Annotated in this window: 19 protein-coding genes; 3 read left to right on the top strand and 16 right to left on the bottom strand. The window is 38.8% G+C overall.

Going from position 1 to position 19,995, the window contains the following annotated elements; genetic code table 11:
* Window positions 1-7: 7 nt before the first annotated feature.
* From glmS to cdaA, 4 genes are all read right to left on the bottom strand, one after another.
* Window positions 8-1,822, bottom strand: a complete 1,815-nt coding sequence (gene glmS, locus FC56_RS03825; protein ID WP_056978121.1) for a glutamine--fructose-6-phosphate transaminase (isomerizing) — start codon at window positions 1,820-1,822, stop codon at window positions 8-10.
* A 240-nt stretch (window positions 1,823-2,062) separates the two neighbouring features.
* On the bottom strand, window positions 2,063-3,412 hold the full coding sequence (glmM, locus tag FC56_RS03820; protein WP_056978120.1) for a phosphoglucosamine mutase: 1,350 nt from the start codon (window positions 3,410-3,412) through the stop codon (window positions 2,063-2,065).
* 24 nt (window positions 3,413-3,436) lie between these two features.
* A complete protein-coding gene (locus FC56_RS03815; RefSeq protein ID WP_056978119.1) occupies window positions 3,437-4,408 on the bottom strand; it encodes a CdaR family protein in 972 nt (323 codons plus the stop codon).
* Window positions 4,405-5,250: a diadenylate cyclase CdaA gene (cdaA, locus tag FC56_RS03810; RefSeq protein WP_056978118.1), complete on the bottom strand. Its 846-nt coding sequence runs from the start codon at window positions 5,248-5,250 to the stop codon at window positions 4,405-4,407. Before cdaA ends, FC56_RS03815 begins: the two co-directional genes overlap by 4 nt.
* A gap of 191 nt (window positions 5,251-5,441) precedes the next feature.
* Between cdaA and FC56_RS03805 the strand changes: the two genes are divergently transcribed.
* A complete protein-coding gene (locus FC56_RS03805) occupies window positions 5,442-6,104 on the top strand; it encodes a DUF1361 domain-containing protein (RefSeq protein WP_056978117.1) in 663 nt (220 codons plus the stop codon).
* Window positions 6,105-6,137: 33 nt separating this feature from the next.
* On the opposite strand, the gene FC56_RS03800 is transcribed toward FC56_RS03805, so the two are convergent.
* Together FC56_RS03800 and murB are read right to left on the bottom strand one after the other, a co-directional pair.
* Window positions 6,138-8,267, bottom strand: coding sequence for a cation:proton antiporter (locus tag FC56_RS03800; protein ID WP_056978116.1), 2,130 nt, complete (start codon window positions 8,265-8,267; stop codon window positions 6,138-6,140).
* 14 nt (window positions 8,268-8,281) lie between these two features.
* On the bottom strand, window positions 8,282-9,196 hold the full coding sequence (murB, locus tag FC56_RS03795; RefSeq protein WP_056978115.1) for a UDP-N-acetylmuramate dehydrogenase: 915 nt from the start codon (window positions 9,194-9,196) through the stop codon (window positions 8,282-8,284).
* A gap of 120 nt (window positions 9,197-9,316) precedes the next feature.
* Here murB and FC56_RS03790 point away from each other — a divergent pair, with 120 nt between their 5' ends.
* Window positions 9,317-9,853: a 3'-5' exonuclease gene (locus tag FC56_RS03790; RefSeq protein WP_056978114.1), complete on the top strand. Its 537-nt coding sequence runs from the start codon at window positions 9,317-9,319 to the stop codon at window positions 9,851-9,853.
* 19 nt (window positions 9,854-9,872) lie between these two features.
* Here FC56_RS03790 and FC56_RS03785 read toward each other — a convergent pair whose 3' ends face one another.
* The 4 genes from FC56_RS03785 to FC56_RS03770 form a co-directional block, all read right to left on the bottom strand.
* Window positions 9,873-10,355 (bottom strand): GNAT family N-acetyltransferase, encoded by a 483-nt coding sequence (locus FC56_RS03785; protein WP_056978113.1) that lies wholly within the window; start codon window positions 10,353-10,355, stop codon window positions 9,873-9,875.
* A complete protein-coding gene (tsaE, locus tag FC56_RS03780; RefSeq protein WP_056978112.1) occupies window positions 10,355-10,825 on the bottom strand; it encodes a tRNA (adenosine(37)-N6)-threonylcarbamoyltransferase complex ATPase subunit type 1 TsaE in 471 nt (156 codons plus the stop codon). Before tsaE ends, FC56_RS03785 begins: the two co-directional genes overlap by 1 nt.
* A gap of 61 nt (window positions 10,826-10,886) precedes the next feature.
* Window positions 10,887-11,861 carry a phosphate acetyltransferase gene (gene pta, locus FC56_RS03775; RefSeq protein ID WP_056978111.1) on the bottom strand — a complete coding sequence of 325 codons (975 nt, stop codon included), beginning with the start codon at window positions 11,859-11,861 and terminating at the stop codon, window positions 10,887-10,889.
* A 45-nt stretch (window positions 11,862-11,906) separates the two neighbouring features.
* Entirely contained in the window at window positions 11,907-12,587 is a 681-nt protein-coding gene (locus FC56_RS03770) for a uracil-DNA glycosylase (protein ID WP_056978110.1), read from the bottom strand.
* A 104-nt stretch (window positions 12,588-12,691) separates the two neighbouring features.
* Here FC56_RS03770 and FC56_RS03765 point away from each other — a divergent pair, with 104 nt between their 5' ends.
* Window positions 12,692-13,213: an LURP-one-related/scramblase family protein gene (locus FC56_RS03765; protein ID WP_056978109.1), complete on the top strand. Its 522-nt coding sequence runs from the start codon at window positions 12,692-12,694 to the stop codon at window positions 13,211-13,213.
* Window positions 13,214-13,260: 47 nt separating this feature from the next.
* Here FC56_RS03765 and smpB read toward each other — a convergent pair whose 3' ends face one another.
* The 6 genes from smpB to eno form a co-directional block, all read right to left on the bottom strand.
* Complete coding sequence (smpB, locus tag FC56_RS03760; RefSeq protein ID WP_054669315.1) at window positions 13,261-13,734, bottom strand: SsrA-binding protein SmpB; 474 nt, start codon at window positions 13,732-13,734, stop codon at window positions 13,261-13,263.
* Window positions 13,735-13,758: 24 nt separating this feature from the next.
* The gene (gene rnr / locus FC56_RS03755) at window positions 13,759-16,089 is read right to left on the bottom strand and encodes a ribonuclease R (protein WP_056978108.1); all 2,331 of its coding nucleotides are present in this window, start codon (window positions 16,087-16,089) and stop codon (window positions 13,759-13,761) included.
* A 17-nt stretch (window positions 16,090-16,106) separates the two neighbouring features.
* A complete protein-coding gene (locus FC56_RS03750; RefSeq protein ID WP_056978107.1) occupies window positions 16,107-16,850 on the bottom strand; it encodes an alpha/beta hydrolase in 744 nt (247 codons plus the stop codon).
* A 79-nt stretch (window positions 16,851-16,929) separates the two neighbouring features.
* The gene (gene secG, locus FC56_RS03745; protein WP_054669320.1) at window positions 16,930-17,166 is read right to left on the bottom strand and encodes a preprotein translocase subunit SecG; all 237 of its coding nucleotides are present in this window, start codon (window positions 17,164-17,166) and stop codon (window positions 16,930-16,932) included.
* Window positions 17,167-17,239: 73 nt separating this feature from the next.
* Window positions 17,240-18,562, bottom strand: a complete 1,323-nt coding sequence (locus FC56_RS03740; protein ID WP_225425419.1) for a MucBP domain-containing protein — start codon at window positions 18,560-18,562, stop codon at window positions 17,240-17,242.
* 75 nt (window positions 18,563-18,637) lie between these two features.
* The gene (eno, locus tag FC56_RS03735) at window positions 18,638-19,957 is read right to left on the bottom strand and encodes a phosphopyruvate hydratase (RefSeq protein ID WP_056978105.1); all 1,320 of its coding nucleotides are present in this window, start codon (window positions 19,955-19,957) and stop codon (window positions 18,638-18,640) included.
* Window positions 19,958-19,995: the final 38 nt, after the last annotated feature.

Raw genomic sequence — 19,995 nt, 5'->3', positions numbered from 1 at the left:
TTATTTTTTATTCAACTGTAACACTCTTGGCTAAGTTACGAGGACGATCCACATCTAAGCCCTTGTTCAAACTAGTGTAGTAAGCTAATAATTGAGCAGGAATAACGCTCAACAATGGAGTAATCATTTCATCGACGTCTGGAATAACGATAGTATCATCATCTTTAGCAAGTGCTTGACGAACGATAGTAATGATCTTAGCTCCCCGTGATAAAGTTTCTTGTAAATTACTACGGGTTAAACTAGCAGTATTATCTTGGGTAATAATTCCGACTACTGGGGTACCTTCTTCAATTAAAGCGATAGTTCCGTGCTTTAATTCACCAGCTGCAAAGCCTTCCGCTTGAACATAAGAAATTTCTTTTAGTTTCAAAGCGGCTTCTAAAGAAACGGTGTGATCAATGCCACGACCAATGTAAAAGGCCCGGCTAGCATCTACAAAGTATTCTTTAGCTAAATCTTCAATTTCTTCTTTTTCGTCGATAATGGCTTGCATTCCAGTAGCTACGAGACCTAATTGTTGTCTTAAATCAAATTCTTCGGCGATTACTTGTTCCTTAGCCATTCCGACTGCCTTGGCTAAAATGGCTTCCACTGCGATTTGAGCTGTGTAGGCCTTAGTAGAGGCTACTGAAATTTCTGGGCCGGCATTAAGTAACATAGTGAAAGTAGCTTCTCGAGAAAGAGTTGAGTTTTGTACATTGGTGATGGTCAAACTCTTGTAGTTTTCGGCGTTAACATTAACCAAAACTTCTCGACTATCAGCAGTTTCCCCACTTTGAGAGAGGAAGATAAAGAATGGCTTTTCACCCAATAATGGTTTTTCATAAGCAAATTCGGAAGCCACGTGCACTTCAGTTGGAGTATGAGTTAATTTTTCAAACAACTTCCGACCAACTAAACCAGCATGGTAACTAGTTCCGGCACCAACAATATGAATTCGATCAGCTTCTTTAATAGCGGCTACTAATTCTGGTTCTACGTTAGTTTTGCCTGATTCTTGAAGGTACATTTGGGCTAATTTACGCATAACATTAGGTTGTTCGTCGATTTCTTTTAACATGTAGTATGGGTAAGTACCCTTATCAGTTTCTTGAGCGTCCATTTCGACATGGAAACTTTCACGCTTAACACCGTTACCTTCGCGATCTAAAATTTCAACTGAATTAGGAGTAATCGTAACCACTTCACCATCTTGTAATTCCAAAAATTCGTGAGTTACATTTAACATTGCTAAAGCATCTGAACAAACAACGTTGCAACCATCGCCTAACCCGATCAAAAGAGGGCTCTTATTCTTAGCAACGTAAAGAGTTTCAGGATCATTGCTATCCATGAGTAAGAAAGCGTATGAAGAACCTTTAAGTAAACTAAGAGTTTTTAAAAAGGCTTCCTTAGTTGGCATACCTTGCTTAGCAAAATAGTCAACTAATTGTACTACTACTTCCGTATCAGTTTGACTAGTGAAAGTAACATCACTTAAATATTGAGCTTTAAGTTCTTTGAAGTTTTCAATCACTCCGTTGTGAACTAAATAGAAACGGTGATCTTGTGATACTTGTGGGTGTGCATTATCTACACTAACAACCCCATGAGTAGCCCAACGAGTATGACCAATACCAGTAGTACCGTGAACTTCTGATCCTACCGCTGCCTTTAGATCAGCAATTCGGCCTTTTTCTTTAACCAAGTAATCTGAACCATTCTCATCATTAACGTAAATTCCTGCAGAGTCATACCCCCGGTACTCCAATTTTTGAAGACCTTCTAATAAAATTTCCACAGCGTTATCGTTACCTGTGACACCTACAATTCCACACATAATCAAATCTCCCGCTTTCTAAATTGGTATAGACATAGTTTTTAATAGTTATTTTTAAAAGAACATATATAATTTACCCAATTTAAACCTAATTGTCAATTGTTTATGAAATAAACTTACAATATGTTAGCAGATTGGTCTAGCTAGATTTCACAAACTATAATGGCATTTCATATTTTATCCACCTAATCTACGTTAATTAATAAAAAACTCCTAGAATAAATTCTAGGAGTTTTTTTATTAATCAATTCCGATTTCTTCTTTAACTACATCAGCGATTCGTTGAGTATATTCATCGACCAAATCTTGAGTTGGTGCTTCGGTCATTACTCGAAGTAGTGGTTCAGTTCCACTAGGACGTACTAATACACGTCCATCACCGTGCATTTCTTCTTCAACTTGTTCAATTACTGCAGCAATCTTAGGATTATCCATTGCATGCTTTTTGTCACTAACTTTAACGTTAATTAGACGTTGTGGATAAATAGATACCTCACTAGCTAGATCAGATAAGCTACGACCGGTTTCTTTCATAATGGATAGTAGTTGTAAACTAGTCAGCATTCCATCACCAGTAGTATTGAAGTCTAAGAAAACAACGTGACCTGATTGTTCACCACCCAAGTTGTATCCATCTTCATTCATCTTTTCAACTACGTAGCGATCACCAACTTTAGTTTGAACACTATTAAGTTCATTACGTTCCATCGCCTTGTACATCCCTAAGTTACTCATTACCGTTGTAACAATAGTATCTTTCTTAAGTCGACCACGTTCGGCTAAGTACTTACCACAAATGAACATAATGGTATCACCATTTACTATGTTTCCTTTTTCATCAACAGCGATACAACGATCACCATCTCCGTCAAAAGCAATTCCGGCCTGAGCCCCAAGTTCTACTACTTTTTGTTGTAATTGTTCTGGGTGAGTGGATCCTACATTAGCATTGATATTTAAGCCATCTGGTGAAGCAGCCATAGTTTCAAAATCAATATCCAAATCAGCATAAAGATTAGTGACTAATTTACTAGTGGCCCCATTAGCAGCATCCACTACAATATTTAGTCCGGTCAAATCAGTTGAAATAGTTTGTTCTAAGAAATGAATATACTTCTGGCTACCTTCTAAGTAATCGCTAACCGTTCCTAACCCTTCAGCCGCTGGGCGAGGCAAGGTATCTTCAGGAGCTTCTAAAATGGCCTCAATTTCTTCTTCCATTGCATCGGAAAGCTTATAGCCATCAGCACCGAAAAACTTAATTCCGTTATATTCCACGGGATTGTGGGAAGCGGTGATCATAACTCCAGCATCGGCATCTTGATTACGAACCAAATATGCTACCCCGGGAGTGGTAATTACACCTAAGTTTAAAACTTCAATTCCGACTGATAACAATCCGGCGATTAAAGCTTCCTGTAGCATTTGGCCTGAAATTCTGGTATCCCTGGCCACTAAAACTTGAGGTTGCTTTCTTTCAGAATGGCTAGTTAATACGAAGCCACCAGCTCTACCACAACGAAAAGCTAATTCTGGACTTAAGTCATTATTTGCAATTCCACGAACACCATCTGTTCCAAAGTATTTCATCTTTAATTCCTCAGTTCTTTTCAATTATGATTTTGTTGATTTAACAATTTTTACTTTAATGCTAGTAGGGTCAAAACCTTCCACATCATTAAGCTTACTGTCTAAAACTACAGTCTTAGTTTTAGCATTAGTAACATCACTAGTATCCACCCTAACCTGGGCTTGAGAGATTCCTGCTAGTTGTTGTTGAGTTCCGAAGACCCTTACCCGTTTAGTATCACTACTTAACTTAAACTGGTTATTCTCATTAGAATCACCCTTAACTACTAATTTTACCCCAACTTCCTTACTATGTCCCGCAGCAATTGGTAATTTAACGTTAGCAGTTGCTGGAGTAATAACTACGTTAACCGTCTTGCCATCTGCATCAAGGGCTTCAATTACCGCTTGATTTTCTACAGTTGATCTAGCATTTTGCGGCACATTCAATTGGGCTACTACTTGTTTTACTTTATTGATTTCCGTCATAGCCCCGGTAACCTTGACCGACTTAATATCAGTAGTCGCTGCTCCGGCCTGATACCCCGTTGCAATATTAGATTTAGTATATTTAACCTTTAACGGATAACTAACTGTCTTGCGAGGTTGAATATCCACCTTAATATCAGCTGGTTCAAAACTATAACGTAATTCACTATTGATTCCTTCTTGTTGAATCCTAACAGTGTGACTGCCAACCCCTAAATTAGACAAATCAGCGTAAACTTTAAAGTTCTGGGTGTTAGCAGTAGTGGTCACTAGCGCAGCTGGTCCCTTTAAGTGTACAAGAACTTTTTCTGGATAACCAGTTACAAAAAACTTATTACTATCAACCGTCAATGATAACGGAACTGATACTGTTGCTGACTTAGTAGAAGTCAGCTGGATAATTTTACTTTGCTGACTTACATCCCGTGTAGATCCCACTTTAGAAGAATCAGCATAAATAAATAACACGATAGCAAAAAAAAGGGATATCACCCTTAAAGACCATTTATTTGAGAGCGGATTTTTCATGATTTTCCCCCCTTAAAATGTTTTTCAATATAGTTAGAAACTACCATCACTAAGTTTTTATGAGAATTATTTGGAGTATCCTTAATTAATTGAGTTCGGAAATACTTCAAATAATCGTCTTGGGTCATTCCACGAAGTAATTCGTTATTTTGAGTAATGGAAACTTCCCCTGTTTCTTCAGAAATAACAATCGTCATCGCATCAGTTAACTCAGAAATACCGACTGCCGCCCGATGCCTAGTCCCCAACTCCTTAGGAATTAAATTACTTTGAGACAACGGTAAGTAAGCGGCAGCTACCGCAATTCGGTTATCCTTAATGATCACCGCTCCATCATGCAACGGGGTATTAGGAATAAAGATATTGATAAGTAGCTCACCAGTTACATCGGCATCTAATTCTATCCCGGTTTCAATGTAATCTTCTAGACCGGTGTTCATTTGTATGGTGATTAATGCCCCAATCCGTCGCTTAGACATATACTGAATCGCTTTATCCAGGGCTTCAATTAACTGGTTAGCAGCCTCGTTTTCACTTTTATTCCGAGAAAAAAACGATCCCCGTCCTAAATGTTCCAACCCGCGCCTAATTTCTGGTTGGAAAATAATAACAATGGCAATAACTCCCCAATTAATGATTTGGTCCATAATCCAAGAAACTGTCGTTAGGCCAACGTACCAACTGACTAATTTAATTAAGACAATGATCACAATGCCTCGCATCAATTGAACTGCCTTAGTACCTTGTACCATCAAAATTAACTCGTATAATAGGAACCAAACCACCAGGATATCAATTAAATTAATAAAATTTTGTATAGTAAAAATTGTGGACCAATCCATAGTCGTTCTCCTTAAATTATTCTTCCAGCCTATTATAGCGCAATTTTACGCTATAAAGAATCTCTAGCTATGATAAACCACTGCAAATTTGGGATTTGCTTAAATTTGATAAAAAAAGCTAATAATTGGCTAATTTGTTAGCATTTTCAACCTAAATAGAGTTTAATAGTGGTGAAAGGGAGTTGGCATTCATGAATCAACTACAAAAATGGGCAATTCGGGGATTTTATCTTGCTTGGTTAGGTATTTTGGCCGCCCTAACTAGACCTCCGTTTACCTTTTTAATTTTAAATACCTTTTTGGCTTATATTCCAATCGAGTTAAGCTTTCATATTGGGAAAAAAAGACCGCAAAACGGACTTTTATTTTGGTTGATTTCATTAGTCTGGTTGCTTTTTTATCCCAATGCTCCGTATTTATTAACGGATTTATTTCATCTCTCATTACTAGAGCCTTACGGATCCAATGGACTACTACGTCTAGACAATTCCATGTGGTTAAATTTTACCCTTCTAATTGTCAGCGCTATTCCGTCCACCATCCTGGGAATGTGGGGAATGAATCAGGTTAATTCCGGTATTATTGATCGGCTACATCTACCTAAATGGAGTGCTCCCATTGGGATATTAGTTTTATCAATATTATCATCAATTGGAATTTTCATCGGTAGGTTTTTACGTATCCATACGATTTACCTATTCATGACCCCATCCCTCTTTATTCAACCGTTACTAAATATGTGGTCGGCAAAGGCCATTCGCTTTATGATATTGCTAACTTTTGTACAGGTAGTCATTTACTGGTCACTTCATTTAATTAGTACCAATAATAACAAAACAGACGAGAATAACTAGAAACAATAGTTTCTAAGTTATCTCGTCTGTTTTTTAGTTTGATTCATCTTCTCCATTATCAGTAATTAATACTGTTTCTGAATAATTGATGTATTGTCTCAACTTAGTGGCTAGCGACCAATCAATGTGTCCTTGTTCCAATAAAATTTGGACCCCTTCTCTTTCAGCGGCTAATCCACGAACTCGTAAATTTTGATACTGTCGTTCATCTCGCTCAGCTTGAAATTGTTCGTTAGAATTGCCAGCTCGTTCAATTTGATTTCGGTAACGCACAATCAAATGATAAACTGACTGACTTTCAAAACGTTGCTGAGCAATATCATCTCGAGCCAGATACTGAGACAAACTTTGAATCGCTGCCTTAGCTTGCTCTCGCTGAGCTAGTGAAAATTCAGCCATTTCCACGTCAGTTTCTTTGCTCTGGTAGAATCGCACTGCCAACCACTTTTTAGCTCGTTTCAGCCAGTAAACAATGTCACTGCCACGATGATTAGCATGAGCAATATAAGAATGCTGTAACTGTGTTTCCTGATGAGCTAGTCGCCGATTAGCAAACGCATAGGTTTTGTCGGAAATAGAATTTTCAGAATGTAGCTTTTCTAAAGCTTCCCGTTCACCTGCTAAAGCCACTCGCCGCAGGGCTAATTCGTCCGCCAAGACCTTATTCATTGCATCTGTATCTTGCAATTTCAACTCTAAATTTCGAATCAGAAATTGGTAATCTAAAATTAATTCAAAAACTTCTCGAGAATTTTCCTCTCGTCGTTCCTCTTCAATTTTTTGGATGGCCATTTTCATAATGTAAATTCGAGCTTCATCTTCACTAATTTTTTCCGCGGATGCCGGTTGCTCATTGGTCTCGCCAAAATTAGCATTGCGCGATGCTGCTAATGCTCTGGTAACAATAGGCCCTTTGCTAGCAGAGACCAACGGTAAGGTAATGGTAGCTGCTACCAAGCTGATAATAATTACGCCAGCAGCCACAAACAGCATTAATGATCTAGCTGGAAAGGCAGCTCCAGAATTAATAACTAATGGTACTGACAGTACCCCTGCCATCGTTACTGCTCCACGCACTCCAGATAAACCAGCTAATATAGCCATTTTAAAGCTATAACGAACTGTTTTAGTACTGAACTCCTGCTTCTTAGATCTGTTGGCCACTTGGTAAATAAAAATCCAAAGCACCCGAATTAAGAGCAAAATTACCCAAACTAAAAATGAAATACCAAGGGCCCCAAGCGTACTAATTTGATCGTCCACGATTAATTTAGTAGTAGCTAACGGTAGCTCTACGCCCAAAATCAGAAACACGATTCCGTTTAGCGTATAGATAATAATATCCCAAGTTTTTTCTCGCACCAGGGTTAATTCCGGCTGATTTTTAATTCCTCCATCATAAATGTGAGAAATAATTCCAGCGGTTACCACCGCAATCACTCCTGAAGCATGAGTTAGTTCTTCGGTTAACAGGTAAATAACAAACGGCGTTGTGATTTGAAGAACCGTGATAAAGATTACGTCATTGATTCCGTGACGATATAGCCATTCTTCTAACAACAAAATGGCGATCATTAAAACGGCCCCTACGGCAAAGCCCACTAAACTAATATAGGTAAAATCCAATGCAGCTTTAGACAATACAAACGTACCGCTTACGGTAGCGGCAATTGCGTATTTAAACGCAATCAGGCCACTAGCATCGTTAATAAGGCTTTCACCACTAACTAAATGCAAAACATTTTCTGGCAAGTCAACTCTTTGCGAGATAGACTGAACAGCCACCGGATCAGTGGGCGATAAAATAGCTGCTAACGCTATACATACAGCCAACGGCATTGCTGGCATCAATAAATGAAAGGCAAAACCACCTACTATAGTCGTTAAAAATACCAACCAGATGGCATTAGCCATAATCGGACCTCGAAGTTTCCATAACTCCTTCTTAGGAAACCTCCGACCATCGTTAAACAGTAATGGCGCCACGAATAGCAATAAGAACCAATCTGTTTCAAGCGGGATTGTCGTTTTAAACGCTAATGCCATGATTAATCCCAATCCTACTTGAATTAAACTAACAGGAATTGCCGGAATAAAGTGGTCCAAAATATTGGAGACCAATACTAAACTAATCAGCATAATTACTGATTCTAATATTTCCAATTAAGTAGCCCCCTTTAAATTCGAGGATTTTCACCTAGGATTCTAACTTCAGTTTCTAATACCACTCCAAATTTATCCAAAACGGTTTCTTGGACGTGACGAATCACATCCATATAGTTAGTCGCTGTAGCACCACCAACGTTAACGATAAAACCAGCGTGCTTAGTAGATACCTGAGCACCACCAATTTGAAATCCTTGCAAGCCGGCATCATGAATTAGCTTACCCGCAAAGTAGCCAGTAGGTCGTTTAAAGACACTCCCACAAGATGGTAGTTCCAAAGGCTGTTTGGCAGCTCGACGAGCGTTTAAATCATCCATTTGAGCTTGAATAGCTACCGGATCTCCCGGTTGAAGAGTAAAGGTAGCACTTAAAACGATGTCATCGTTATCTTGAACACTACTATGACGATAACCAAAGTCTAGTTCTTCTGCATCTAAATGCTTAAATTCACCTTGAGCGGTTAACACATCTGCCCCGGTAGCTACTTCTTTAATTTCGCCACCATAGGCTCCAGCGTTCATAAAAATGGCGCCTCCCACACTACCGGGAATTCCCGCAGCAAATTCTAGTCCAGTTAAGCTGGCTCCCTGGGCTACCTTGGTAACTTCAATGATCGCGGCCCCGGCACACGCCGTAATTTCATTTTGACTTACTTTCACGTCAGTCATCTTAGTTAAGATAATTACTAATCCTCGAATGCCACCATCTCTAATAATTAAATTACTGGCATTTCCAATAACAGTAACCGGTACTTGGTTATCATTAGCAATTTGGACTAATGCTTGGACTTGCTCCTTAGAGGTAGGAAAAGCAACCACATCAGCAGGTCCTCCGGTTTTGGTATGGGTGTAAAGCCCCAATGGTTGATCAAAATACATTTCCAGTTGGGAATTAAAATGTTCCTCAAATATTTCTCTTGTCTGCATATTCTCGATCCTTTTTTGTTTAATACCTTATTTTACCCGATTAATAGGGCGGTGAGCAAATTACTTCCTTGCATTTTACTATTTCAACCGTTATACTTTTGACGATTGTGAGGTGATTAGATGAATTTTGTAGCAATGGACTTTGAAACGGCATCTAGAAAGCGAGCTAGCGCCTGCTCAATTGCCCTAACCCTGGTAGAAAATGACCAGGTAACTTCTAAATTTTATTCTTTAATTAATCCAGAAACTAACTTTGACTGGCAAAATATTAAAGTCCACGGAATCCATGAAGCAGATGTATTAGGTGCTCCCACCTTTCCTATGATTTGGGATCATATTCAAGATCTATTTGCATCCCAACAATTGATTGTGGCCCATAACGCTTCATTTGATAACAGCGTTTTAAAAAAGTCGTTGGAACGTTATGCTATTCCACTAGTTAAATACCCCACTTTAGATACCGTCAAAACTTCTCGTAATTTCTATCCGCAGTTCGAAAATTATAAATTAAATACAGTGTGTGACCAATTAAATATTACTTTAGAAAATCACCATAATGCTTTGGATGATAGTGTTGCTTGTGCCAATATTTTGATTGCTCAAGAACAACAATTTGGGCATGCTGCTATTTCACCATTTATTAAAATGCAAAACTAAAAAGACTTAACCTAAATGGTTAAGCCTTTTTTAATTGGCGTTTCATTTGATATTGCGCACGCTTAGCACTCACCGTCGCTATAACTTCGAAGTTAAAATTACGATACAGCTTAACTGCAGCAATATTATCAACGTAAACACTAAGGATAAGTTCCGTTAGTTGACTATAATTTTCAGCCCAATCAATGCTCATATCTAGCAAAGCAGTTGCAATTCCATTTTGTTGAAATTCATTTAGAACTGCAATTCCCACTTCACCATTTTGATCCACTTCATCAACTGTTACTATCCCAATTAGTTGTCCATCATACTCAGCCACCCCTAAAAAATTGGTACGAGTTTGATTAATTAATTCAATCTGGTGAGCTTCCATTTCAGCAGTAATTTGGGATAAATCTGCATCTACTAAGAAAGTATCTGACTCCGTCTCTAACTGTCGCAATAAATTCAAGATGTCCTTTGCGTCTTCTGGTTCGGCAACCCTAATATTAACTTCGGCCATTATACTTCTCCTAGTTCAGCTAAAAGTTTTTCATAGTGTGAACCTTGAGCGGTCAAAGTTGCTACCCGAGAATTATCCCCATTTTCATCGTTACGTTCAAATTTAATTCGTAAAAATTCATCCGGTAACTCAGCCGCAACAAATTCAGACCACTCGATAACCACTACACCATCACCGTTAATATACTCTTCTAACCCCAGTTCTTCACCACCGCCATCTTCCAATCGGTAAACATCCATATGATAGAGCGGTAAACGCCCCGTTTGATATTCTCGAACAATTGTAAAAGTAGGACTTTTAACGGGTCTTGTAATTCCCAAACCGCTAGCTAATCCCTTAGTAAACGTGGTTTTACCAGCACCTAAATCTCCATCTAATAATATTAAGTCTTGTGGTTGAAGTAACTGAGCTAATTTTTGGCCCAATTTCATTGTTTGATCAGGAGTATTTAATTTAATTATTTGTGTCATTTGGACCTCCAATAGTAAAATCCGAACATCAAATGGTGTCCGGATTTTTTTGATATTTAAATTATAGTGCTTGGGTAGCAGTAATAATAGCTACTTTATAAACATCTTCTTCGTTAGCACCTCGAGAAAGATCTGATACTGGTTGGTTTAAACCTTGTAAGATCGGACCAATTGCTTCAAAACCGCCTAAACGTTGAGCAATCTTGTAACCAATGTTACCAGATTGAAGTTCTGGGAAGACAAAGACATTAGCATTTCCTGCCACTTTAGAACCTGGTGCCTTTTTAGCCCCTACTGAAGTAACAAAAGCTGCATCAAATTGTAATTCACCATCAATTGGCGTTTCAGGATCTTTTTCTTGAGCTAACTTAGTAGCTTCTTGAACCTTGGTAACCATCTCTCCCTTAGCAGAGCCTTTAGTGGAGAAGCTAAGTAACGCAACCTTAGGGTCAATATCAAATCGTCTAGCAGTAGCAGCACTTTCTACAGCAACTTCTGCCATTCCAGCAGCATCTAATTCAATGTTAATAGCACAATCAGCAAATAGATAACGTTCATCATCACGTTGCATAATGAATGCACCACTGATTAATTTAACCCCTGGCTTGGTTTTAATAATTTGGAGTGCTGGACGAACAGTATCACCAGTTGGATGGTTGGCACCTGAAACCATCCCATCTACTTTGTTCATGTAAACCATTGTAGTCCCAAAGTAATTAGGATCTTGAAGCCATTGACGGGCCTTGGCTTCATCAGTTTTACCATTTCGTCGTTCAACAATTGCAGCTACCATTGCGTCAATTTCATCGGCTGGTTGTTTTAGATAATCAATAATTGATACTTGGCTCATATCAATTTTATTGTCATCAGCCAATTGCATAATTTCAGCCTCATCACCTAAAACAATTGGGGCAACTAAATTATCTGTGGCTAAACGAGATGCTGCTCCCAAGATCCGGACGTCATCGCCTTCAGGAAAAACAATTTTAATATTTTTACCGTTAATCTTGGCTTTCATACTTTCAAACAAATCCATGGTAAAACCTCCAGTAAGTAATTTAATTAAAACACTAAGTAATTATTACACGTTCGCGGGTAATTGCCAATCAATTGGTGTTTCACCCAATTTAATTAAGGCATCATTAGTTTTAGAAAACGGTCTAGAACCAAAAAATCCGCGATGAGCAGAAAGAGGACTGGGATGTGGAGACTCAATAACAATGTTTTTACTTGTATCAATTAGCCGGACCTTGTCTCTAGCAGCCCGTCCCCAAAGAATAAAGACTACCGTTTTTTCACGCTCAGATAGTCTCTTAATTGCGGTGTCAGTTAACCGTTCCCACCCCTTGTTACGGTGTGAAAAAGCCTGACCATCCCGGACCGTCAAAACAGAGTTAAGCATTAAAACTCCTTGTTTAGCCCAACTAACTAAATAGCCGTGGTTAACTGGTTCAAATCCTACATCGGTGTGTAACTCTTTATAGATATTTTGCAACGATGGTGGAATTGGTACTCCTGGCTGCACTGAAAAACTTAATCCATGGGCCTGGTTAGGACCATGATACGGATCCTGCCCTAAAATAACTACCTTAACTTCACTAAATGGAGTTAGGTTAAAAGCTTCAAAAATATGATTCATATCAGGATGAATATTTTGGGTTTGATATTCAGTTACCAAAAAATTATGTAAATCCCGATAATAATTCTGTTCAAATTCTGGTTTTAAAACTTGCCACCAGTCATTGTGAATAAACGGTTTCATTCCCAACACCTCAACATTTATTGTATCATATTGCTATTTAAATAACAGTCCCTAAAAAATCGGAACGTGTTAAAATGTAGAAAACGAAATTGAGGATTGATCAAATGACAATGAACTTATATTTTAATCAAACTGAATTAGATCACTCTCAAATTACCAAGGTTGTTGATGAGCATCATCGCACCCGTTTTTTAATTATGGGGACCTGGGGAATTGCTGGTGATAGTTTTGCGGTATACAGCCCTCAAGGAATCGAAATCCTAGAAATCAAACAACTAACTGCCGGTAAAAATGCCATGTTCACCATCATTGCTGACAAAAACCTAATAATGAAATCTAACTGGCATCATTCCATTCTAGCCACAGAAATCGTCTTGCTAAGTTCTTCGTGGCAAGCAATTGGTAATCGACGTACTCAAAAATACCAAATTCGCCAACATGCAAGGTTAATCGCTAAAGCTGACCCGTTTGGTCAAAATGGACAATGGCGTCAAGTGATTCTAACAGACAATGAATCCACCCCCATAGTGTTAGCTTTAATCGCTGCTTTGGGACATCCTCAGATGACCCCTTTGTTTGGCCGCCATAAAAAAACAACTAAGCAACCCGATATATTCGGTGTCTAACTTAACATTAAATAAAAAAGACAACCCTATTAGGGTTGTCTTTTTTATTAGTAGTGTTTCATCACACGATCAATTTGGCGCTTTTGATCCCGTGCTTTAATATCTTCACGTTTATCGTATTCGTGTTTCCCAGTTGCTACTCCAATCAACACTTTTGCAAAGCCATTTTTAAGGTACATCTTTAAGGGAACAATTGTAATTCCCTTTTCCTTAGTAGCTTGCTGGAGTTTATTGATTTCTTTTTGGTGCAACAACAGTTTCCGATTACGTAATGGATCGTGATTAAACTGATTGCCTTGTGCATACTCACTGATATGCACATTCATCAACCAAGCTTCTCCATTACGAATTTGAACAAAACCATCTTTTAAGTTAACTCGTCGATCCCGTAAAGACTTGATTTCCGTACCAGTTAAAACAATTCCAGCTTCATAGGTGTCAGAAATCGAATAGTCATGACGAGCTTTTCGGTTTGTAGCAATTAAATTATCATCTTTGGGCGTTGGCTTATGTTTAACCAATTGGCTCACCCCTTTACTAAAAAATTAGTGGCGTGGTTTGTTTCCCGATTGAGAATTATTTCTTCGTTGAGAACCATTGCGATTACCACCGTGATGATTCTTTTGACCATCTTTATTGCTGCGACGATGGTCGTTATTTCTGCGGCCGTTATTAGAACGTGGCTTGCGTTTAGGCAAAATATCACTAACTGGCGTTTCTTCCGGATTAACGATATCAAAGTCAACTGCACTATGTTCCACGTCAACATTAACCACCTTAACTCGAATTGGTTGACCCATCTTATAAGTCCGACGAGTGCCGCGACCTACCAAAGCCATGAATTGTTCTACATATTCGTAGTAATCATCATTCATTCGGCTAATATGGACCAACCCTTCTACTGTGTTAGGTAGTTCCACAAACATCCCAAACTTAAGCACAGAGCTGATTACAGCATCAAATTCTTCACCAACGTGATCAGCCATATATTCAGCCTTCTTCATTGCGTCAGTATCCCGTTCTGCATCAACTGCTCGCCGTTCTGTTTCAGAAGAATGAACTGCGATTTCGTCTAATACGCCAGCATAAGTTTTCTTAGTTTCAGCGTTAATACCATTATCTTCATAATAATGAATTAAACGGTGAACCGTAGTATCTGGGTATCGTCGAATTGGTGAAGTAAAGTGGGTGTAAAATGGTGCAGCTAATCCGAAGTGTCCTAGTGATTGATCAGAATACTTAGCTTGCTTCAAACTTCTTAACAACATCACCGAAACCATGGCTTCTTCGGGTTGGCCAGCAACTTTCTTTAACACGTTTTGTAAAGTTTTAGGCTTGATGTGTTCTGGATCACCCTTAACGTTAATCCCGAAAGCAGTTAAAAATTCATAGAAGTTCTTAATGCGATCAGCATCTGGGGTTTCATGGACCCGGTAAAGAAATGGCACGTTAGCTTCAAAGTAGTGTTGAGCAACAGTTTCGTTAGCAGCCAACATGAATGATTCGATCATTCGTTCAGCTAAGCCCCGAACCCGTAGTTTAATATCAACTGCGTGACCTTTTTCGTCTACGATGATTTCTGCTTCGCGATCGTCAAAATCAATGGCACCATGATTTTTCCGGTTCTTGTAAAGAATTCGGTGTAAATCAGCCATATCTTCAAACATTGGTACCAAATCTTTATAGCGGTTCATAGTGTTTTCATCATGAGCCTCAATGATTTGGTTAACAGCAGTATAAGTCATCCGTGCTTTTGATTTCATGTAACTTGGGTGAATCCGGTGTTTGATAACGTTACCTTCCGGATCAATTTCCATATCACAACTCATACAAAGTCGTAAAACACCCTCGTTAAGAGAACAAATTCCGTTAGAAAGCCTTCTAGGCAACATTGGAATTACTCGATCAGTTAAATAAACTGAAGTTCCCCGTTGATAAGCTTCTTTATCGATGACACTCCCTGGGGTAACGTAATGACTAACGTCAGCAATATGAACCCCTAAATGGTAATTGCCGTTTGGTAGTTTCCAAACAGTAACGGCATCATCCAAATCCTTTGAAGATTCGCCATCAATAGTCACCAACGTTTGGTCAGTAATATCTTCTCGACCTTCTAATTCTTCGTCTAAGACATGGTCTGGAATAGCATCCGCTGCTTCCAATACATCAGTAGGGAATTCTGCGGGAATATCGTGAGCATAAACAATTTGTAAAATATCAATTCCAGGATCATCCACTGAACCGATGACCTGTTCTGCAATCCCAACCATGTAATCTGGATGTTCTGCATTAGGATATTCGGTAATTTGAGCGGTTACAACCTCTCCTGCAGTTGGTTTGATCCCGATATCTGAAATATAGAATTGATACTTAGAAATCTTCTTATCGGTTAATTTAAGGTGACCATAAAATCCATGATCATCTTCGCCTTGATTAAATGGACCTACCACCGTTTGATATTTTCTTTCGGTGATGGCCACCACTTTACCTTCTGGCCCTCGATCACTACCAGCGGCTGGTCTGGTGATTTCAAATTCCACTTCGTCACCATTTAAGGCGTACATAGTATTATCAGGAGCGATATAGGCATCTGGCTGATTTTCATCATAAGCAACAAATCCAAAACCTTTATCGTTAGCATGGAAAATTCCGGTTAGTTTACGCTTTTCCGGATTCAACTGGAAACTACCATTATCGGTAACTACCACCATCTCATCTCTTTCCAGTGATACTAATTCCTGCACAATTAATTTAAAAGCTGCAGAGCCATGGTACTTCAATACATCTGCAATTTTTTCAACGGTAAAAGCCGCATCCGGATTAGTCCGTAAAACATCTTCTATCTCTTTTTTTAAGTTTTTATCTTGCTCTTGCAATCATTTTTCCTCGTTTACTATTTATTGTTTTCCTTCAAAAAGGAAATTAAATCTTCTTCTAACTGATGATGAGCGCCATTAACTGTTAGCATGTGGCCAGCATCATATTCATGAAATTGAGCATTATGACCAATAAGTACCTCTGCTAGTCGCTTACCACTATTAGGATTAATAATCTCATCTCTGGTTCCTTGAGCTATGAAATAAGGTTGCTTAATAGTTGCTAACTTAGCAGCCACTTCATGCGTAAAACTAGCAATCGCAGCCAGTTGATCATCCACATGATCATCTAACCAAGCCAGCTTTTCTGTCATCATCGACTGAGACATCTTTTGTCGTTGATAGTCCGCCTTTGCCATCTGCATAAACGTACCATGAACATTAAAATTATCGTCACTGACGATCGGAGATCCAAACGCACCTCCCATTAATAGTTGGGGATCTTCTTCTAATGCCCAAGTGGCAAAAATGCCCCCTAGAGAAATCCCAAAAATACTAATGGACTCCATTTGTTCAGCACGCATAAATTCAATAGCTTTTTGGACGTCTGCTTGCCAAATTTGGGGATTAGCATTCACTAAAATATCCGTAAAATCGCCAGTGCCATGGCCCGTTAACATAGGAGCATAGACTGAATAATTCAGGCGTTCAAGTTGTCGTGCCAACAATCGCACATCATTAGGATTACTCGCAAAGGCGTGTAGTAAAATAATTCCTTGTGGTCCGTGCTTAAAATAAAATGGTTCTGGTCGTGCAATCATTGAACACCCTCCTCATTTAAACATCAATAACTTAATTATAATAAAAAACCTCCTGTATTGAAACAGGAGGTCTTAATTATTAATGTGATGAAATCCAAACTAACGCTAATGAAAGGGCAAAGAAAATAATTCCTAATACCAAAGTAGTTTTTTGCATAAATGCTTCAAACCCACGTGGTTTTTGCTTTGCAAACAAATCATCGGCGCCGCCAGTTAAAGCTGACATAGCGTCGTTAGTTTTTGATGGTTGCATTAAAACTGCAATTGTAATTAAAACACAATCGATCAGAAGTAATGTTAATAACAAATTATACAAGCTGGCGCCTCCTAAAAGTCACTCGGTCATTTATTACTCTGTCCAATTTAACATACTTTACCCACTTTGACCACTATTTTCGCTTGCTTTTAAGTTTTAACCAACCAATTTCCATTAAAGTTAAAGTCCCTAATACTGTTAACAACCCGCCAATATTAGCTTCACTAGTTTGTGGTAATTTTTTTGCTGATCTTTTTAAAACTTGCGAACTATTGGGTTTACTAGACCTTTTTGGATTGATAAATTTAACGGCGGCTTTAGTTGGCTTCCCTTTACTAGCTGGTTTAATTTTTTGATCCGCTGTGGAAAGTAAATCATTATCAACTTGAAGCGGCTTAGCTTTTGCGGTTTCTGGAATCATCGATTCAGCTTCAACTTTATCAGATTTTATTATTTCTTCCATGGTGGTTTCTGGTTCATAAATAAACACCACTTCTGCTGGTTTTAATGAAGCTACTTGAATAATTTGTGACTGCACCTTAGCTTGATAACCTTTTATAATTGGCGCGTTAATCGTCAAGGAGGAGCCAAACTCGCCAGTTACTCGTTCGCTAGTTAACTGATTACCTAAAGCATCTCTAGCGACTACAACAACGTTAACCGAACACGGATGATAAATTATTTTTAAAACTTGATTAACATCGTCATACTGGTAACGATTAAACTGATAGCCAGTTAACGCCCATTGTTGATGAAATAATTCCTGTAGCTGCTCATCGGTAAGTTGTCTGACTTCTTGCTGTAGTAATTTACCGGAGTCAGTTAATTGTTGAATAGTCACTGATAACTCTTTTTTTAAATCCGGTTCTTCTGGAGTTAAATCTTCATCTGGTTGATCGGGTTTTTCTGGCTTAGTTTCATCCGGCTGCTCTGGCTCTGGATCCGGTTTTGGATCTTTTTCAGGCTGTTCTGTCTTATTTTTAAATTTCAAAGTTATAATTTGTTCAGTTTGAGTAATGGAACCAGTCAATTTATCTGGATTTAATAGTTCATAATCTGAAATTTGGGGATTGTCAATTTGATATTTTCCATCAATGGTTCCCTTATCTAGAATTGTTTGAGATTGTAGTTTTTGCTGAGTCTGATCAACGTAGTTGACAATAACCTTAGCAACCTCTGCATAGTACGTAAGTTGATGCTGCTGGTTGGCCATATTAGGAGTAATGAATTTAGGAATATCTGTGATATCGGGTGAATATCCCTTCACCTCGGGTATTGGAAATTGACCACCAACTTTACAATCCTGTCTTGCTAACTTTTGTTCCCTTTTGTTAGAAGTACCATCTGTATTACGCGATACTAGTGTAGCATTAATGTTAATTGGGATACTGGCGTCTGCGTTAATAGGTACGCTCATAAGTAACAAGCCCAATAAACTAATTAGTCCAATCATCATTTTTTTCAAAATAAAAAACCTCCATTTTCGTTCTAAAGACTAGATACGAAAATAGAGGTTATTTTAATTAACTAATTACTTGTTAGTAATGTTTTGACGAGCTTCATCTTTTAAGTTGTAGAATGCGTTAATACCTTTGTATTCTCCAACAGTACCTAATTGGTCTTCGATTCTCATCAATTGGTTGTACTTAGCGATACGTTCGCCACGGCTCATTGAACCAGTCTTAATTTGACCAGCGTTAAGAGCAACAACCAAGTCAGAAATAGTAGTATCTTCAGTTTCACCAGAACGGTGTGAAATGATAGCAGTGTAACCAGCTTCACGAGCCATTTCAACAGCGTTAACAGTTTCAGTTAAAGTACCGATTTGGTTAAGCTTGATTAAGATAGCGTTGGCAACGCCGCTCTTGATACCTTTCTTAAGGTAGTCAGTGTTAGTAACGAACAAGTCATCACCAACGATTTGAACTTTCTTGCCAAGGCGTTCAGTAGCCATTTGCCAATCTGCCCATTCGTTTTCATCCAAAGGATCTTCGATGGAAATAACTGGGTACTTGTCAACGATGCTTTCAAGCAAAGTAACAAATTCATCGGCAGTGTATGACTTGCCGTCACCAACAAGGTCATACTTCTTAGTTTCAGCATTGTAGAATTCTGATGCGGCACAGTCAAAGGCAATGGCAAAGTCTTTACCTGGCTTGTAGCCGGCACGTTGAATAGCATCAACTAAGATTTCAAATGGTTCTTCGTTGTTCTTCAAGTCAGGTGCAAATCCACCTTCATCACCAACGGCAGTAGAGTAACCGCGTTCGTTCAAGATAGCTTTCAAGTTATGGAAGACTTCAGAGCTCCAACGAATTGCTTCAGTGATAGTAGGAGCGCCAACAGGCATGATCATGAATTCTTGGAAATCAACCTTGTTGTTAGCGTGCTTACCACCATTGATAACGTTCAACATTGGGGTTGGCAATACGTGAGCATTGAAACCGCCAAGGTAGTTGTAAAGTGGCATTTCAAGTTCGTCAGCAGCAGCACGTGCAGCAGCTAAAGAAACACCCAAGATGGCGTTAGCACCAAGCTTACCCTTGTTAGGGGTACCATCAAGTTCGATCATGGCTTTATCGATTGCTAGTTGGTCAGTTACATCGTAACCGATGATTTCTTTTGCAATTACGTTATTAACGTTGTCAACTGCTTTGGAAACACCTTTACCCATATAACGGTTCTTGTCACCGTCACGAAGTTCAACGGCTTCGTGTTCACCAGTTGAGGCACCAGATGGCACGATCCCTCGGCCCATTGCACCTGCTTCAGTATATAGTTCAACTTCAACAGTTGGGTTGCCGCGTGAATCTAACACTTCGCGAGCGTAAATATCAGAAATAATAGACATATTGTTTTCTCTCCTTACCGAAAGTAATGACCTTGAAA

This window comes from Lentilactobacillus senioris DSM 24302 = JCM 17472, from assembly GCF_001436555.1.
GTDB lineage: Bacteria > Bacillota > Bacilli > Lactobacillales > Lactobacillaceae > Lentilactobacillus > Lentilactobacillus senioris.
The sequence above is the reverse complement of the archived record's forward strand: the minus strand, read 5'-3'. Positions and strand labels throughout refer to the sequence as shown.

Excerpts from the sequence above, each read along its gene's own strand:
- FC56_RS03785 (WP_056978113.1), bottom strand. The coding sequence starts at position 10,355 with ATGGCCGAAGTTAATATTAGGGTTGCCGAACCAGAAGACGCAAAGGAC.
- cdaA (WP_056978118.1), bottom strand. The coding sequence starts at position 5,250 with ATGGATTGGTCCACAATTTTTACTATACAAAATTTTATTAATTTAATT.
- FC56_RS03770 (WP_056978110.1), bottom strand. The coding sequence starts at position 12,587 with ATGAAACCGTTTATTCACAATGACTGGTGGCAAGTTTTAAAACCAGAA.
- FC56_RS03815 (WP_056978119.1), bottom strand. The coding sequence starts at position 4,408 with ATGAAAAATCCGCTCTCAAATAAATGGTCTTTAAGGGTGATATCCCTT.
- eno (WP_056978105.1), bottom strand. The coding sequence starts at position 19,957 with ATGTCTATTATTTCTGATATTTACGCTCGCGAAGTGTTAGATTCACGC.
- pta (WP_056978111.1), bottom strand. The coding sequence starts at position 11,861 with ATGGATTTGTTTGAAAGTATGAAAGCCAAGATTAACGGTAAAAATATT.
- FC56_RS03750 (WP_056978107.1), bottom strand. The coding sequence starts at position 16,850 with ATGATTGCACGACCAGAACCATTTTATTTTAAGCACGGACCACAAGGA.
- FC56_RS03765 (WP_056978109.1), top strand. The coding sequence starts at position 12,692 with ATGACAATGAACTTATATTTTAATCAAACTGAATTAGATCACTCTCAA.
- glmM (WP_056978120.1), bottom strand. The coding sequence starts at position 3,412 with ATGAAATACTTTGGAACAGATGGTGTTCGTGGAATTGCAAATAATGAC.
- tsaE (WP_056978112.1), bottom strand. The coding sequence starts at position 10,825 with ATGACACAAATAATTAAATTAAATACTCCTGATCAAACAATGAAATTG.
- murB (WP_056978115.1), bottom strand. The coding sequence starts at position 9,196 with ATGCAGACAAGAGAAATATTTGAGGAACATTTTAATTCCCAACTGGAA.
- glmS (WP_056978121.1), bottom strand. The coding sequence starts at position 1,822 with ATGTGTGGAATTGTAGGTGTCACAGGTAACGATAACGCTGTGGAAATT.
- FC56_RS03740 (WP_225425419.1), bottom strand. The coding sequence starts at position 18,562 with ATGATGATTGGACTAATTAGTTTATTGGGCTTGTTACTTATGAGCGTA.
- FC56_RS03805 (WP_056978117.1), top strand. The coding sequence starts at position 5,442 with ATGAATCAACTACAAAAATGGGCAATTCGGGGATTTTATCTTGCTTGG.
- FC56_RS03790 (WP_056978114.1), top strand. The coding sequence starts at position 9,317 with ATGAATTTTGTAGCAATGGACTTTGAAACGGCATCTAGAAAGCGAGCT.